The following is a 2,640-nucleotide window of genomic DNA, read 5'->3' as shown; positions in this document are numbered from 1 at the left end:
TTCTCATCACGCTGCCCCACTTTACACGCCGAATGTACGAAAGCGTGCTGGATGTCCTTCGAACACCAGGATTCTCGCTCGAGCGTCTCCCAACTTGGCAGGATGCTGAGTGCCCAGCAAGGCCTTGCCGCTGGATCCCATTGAGAGCTATCTTGATGGTTGCATCGCCAAGCGCGCTCTGCCTGGCCGAGAAGAGCCGACCGGCACAGGACCCTGCCCAGCCTCTGCGCACCCTCCATGAGACACACCCCGGACTTCGAATGCTGATAGTGACCTTGCTCGCACACAGCCCTACATCAACCCGTGTCGCCAGTTCTGTTGATGGACAAACTTTTGAGGCACAGTGCGATGTCTGGCTCCGCCTCCACGGCCGCCCCGAGTGCCACGGCGGGTCATGGGGATTACCAAACTTGAGTGCAATCCTCGCTTCGTTAAGCATTTCATGGTTGCTACTCCTGGGCTCAACCCATTCACCATTCCCTTGCTAAACAGGGAGCTGCTTTGGCTGAAGCATGGCTGGCGCACAGAGTCCGCCTTCTACCATGGCGCTGTCCAAGCTGTCTTCGCTGCCCCCCAATGCCGCTAGGACGTCGCTTACAGCCTGTCCCAGGGCATTTATCACACTTACGGCAGCACAAACGCACCACAAGTCCAACCAGCCGTTGCTTAGAACATGTCCAATCGCACCTCCATCGCAACCGCTCGAAAAAGGGCCAAGAGGGGCTCCGCCAAACCTCCGGCCAATCGATCGCAGAAAGACTGGATCGAGGTTTTTGCCCTTGCCAAGGAGAAGTTTCCTCCTGACCTTCGCGAGGACATCGACATCTTCTTCTCCAATTACACCACGGGCGGAGAGAAGACCCCCCCACAAACTGCCTCCGACCTTGCCACTCTACATCGGGTGCGACTTGACGAGAAAACGACGGACGAACGATTCCGTGCTGCTGTTGGTGCCATCTTCGCAACGATGACGAGGCCATCAAACTCGCAATGGCGAGACGATGCTCGTGAGCTCCACAAAGAGGTCTAGGGGCTTATTCCGAAACACAAGCACCGTTCGGCCAACTCTCGCCACCTCGCCAGCTACAAGCCAGCCAGGCAAACGGTGGAGAACCCAAATCAGGAGCAGGACGAGCAGTCCCCGCCACCAGCTACGCCCCCTTCCTCTCCCCCTGCTCAGGCCGCTGCTGACCTGCCTCCGCCTTGCCAATCCCTCATCTGCCCCCTGCCACTGCGCCTGGCCCGGTTTTGCACGCGAACCCCCCGCCCCGTGCCTTCGATGCATCTGCCCCCCACCCCTGCGCATCCACCTCCGACCCCTCGCCCTTGCTCAAGCGGCTGCTGCTTCTGGGACTCGCATCGCTGGACTTACACAGCCCACCGCAGATGAGCTGTCCAATCTCAAGGTCGCTATCAAGCCTTATGTTAGCACGATCGTCCAGCACGGGTTGACTTTTTACCTGCCCTGACGTCCTCGCCATCCTGCCCACCTACGAGCACGTCATTCTTCAAGCCCTTCCCACCTGGGATATGCTCAAAGCCACTGCGAGACTGAATATACTGCGCCTCCTCAACATGATCTCAGCCTCGACACTGCGAAGTCCTCCGTAGTCTCCGAAGCGCTGGACTTGCAGACAGCGCTAGTTGCGGCGACGTCCAGGTGCCACAAGGCTTGGAATTGATCCGCTGTAGGTGCCTTCCTCTCACCTTCTAGGGTTTGAAGAGCATCACGCTCTTAAACGCTACGGCCTCAGCACGGGCGCCTTTGCGCTCCTGTCACCTGATACCAAGAGCCGCATGGCAACCTCGCCTCTGGTCCAACACCTATTGGTGTTTGGCCTTTGGTTTTACATTGCGGCCCAGCCCGCCTCCGAGGCGCCGAAGGTCAAGGTGGAGATGTTGCGGCACATCAACACCAACCGTGCGAAGAAAAACATGGAAGACTGGTACTCGCACATTCCCCTAAAGTACCTCCCCCAATAAACAGCCAACTTGCCCCCGACATGCCTCTGTTGTGTCTCAGCGTACGTCTGCTGTGTCCCAAGCCGCCCCCAAACTGCCCCCAAATGGCCCCCATCATCCCAAAATACCCCAGAAATACCCCAGATACACCTCAAGGGGTGTTGATGGGATATCCCAGTTGCCTTAAAAGGAAAAAGAGACACGTCTGCCGTATGCCTTGGGACCGAATCTGCGAGTCCCTCGTTCGTCATTTCGCGAAGGCTCGTCGTTATCTCACCATTTGTCAGTTCAACTTGACCGTGATTCTGACATTTACCTACGATGTCTTTGACCTTTATCGCTGTTTTAGTTTGGCTGGTGGCTCCTCTCTTAGTCTCGGCTGATCATCTCCCCTCCGTGACGGAATACTGCCCAGTGGAGAACGCTGGCCCAGTCTCCATTTCACAGGTAAGAAATTCTACCTTTCTCCACTGGACAGGATTCCTTTCTTGTTTCCTGAAGAGGGGTTAGCCTGTCACTAAGATCAGACGCCAGGCCTTGATGGTCCAAATCTTCCTCGGCTACGGACAGTACATTGGCTTGGGAACCGAACTGATAGTGTACCTCAGCACCTCATGGCAATCACGACTACTGGAGGTAACTTAGCCCTGATGGACAGAATTGTACGTGAGCCTAGAC

2 protein-coding genes are annotated in these 2,640 nt (G+C 56.6%); both read left to right on the top strand.

Annotated elements, in window-relative coordinates:
- Window positions 1-673 precede the first annotated feature (673 nt).
- Window positions 674-1,030, top strand: coding sequence for a hypothetical protein (locus V6D20_02085; protein HEY9814587.1), 357 nt, complete (start codon window positions 674-676; stop codon window positions 1,028-1,030).
- 767 nt (window positions 1,031-1,797) lie between these two features.
- Window positions 1,798-1,983 (top strand): hypothetical protein, encoded by a 186-nt coding sequence (locus V6D20_02080; protein ID HEY9814586.1) that lies wholly within the window; start codon window positions 1,798-1,800, stop codon window positions 1,981-1,983.
- The last annotated feature ends 657 nt before the right edge of the window (window positions 1,984-2,640 follow it).

It is taken from the genome of Candidatus Obscuribacterales bacterium, assembly GCA_036703605.1.
GTDB lineage: Bacteria > Cyanobacteriota > Cyanobacteriia > RECH01 > RECH01 > RECH01.
This window is presented reverse-complemented; position numbering and strand designations above follow the sequence as displayed.

Excerpts from the sequence above, each read along its gene's own strand:
- V6D20_02085 (HEY9814587.1), top strand. The coding sequence starts at position 674 with ATGTCCAATCGCACCTCCATCGCAACCGCTCGAAAAAGGGCCAAGAGG.
- V6D20_02080 (HEY9814586.1), top strand. The coding sequence starts at position 1,798 with ATGGCAACCTCGCCTCTGGTCCAACACCTATTGGTGTTTGGCCTTTGG.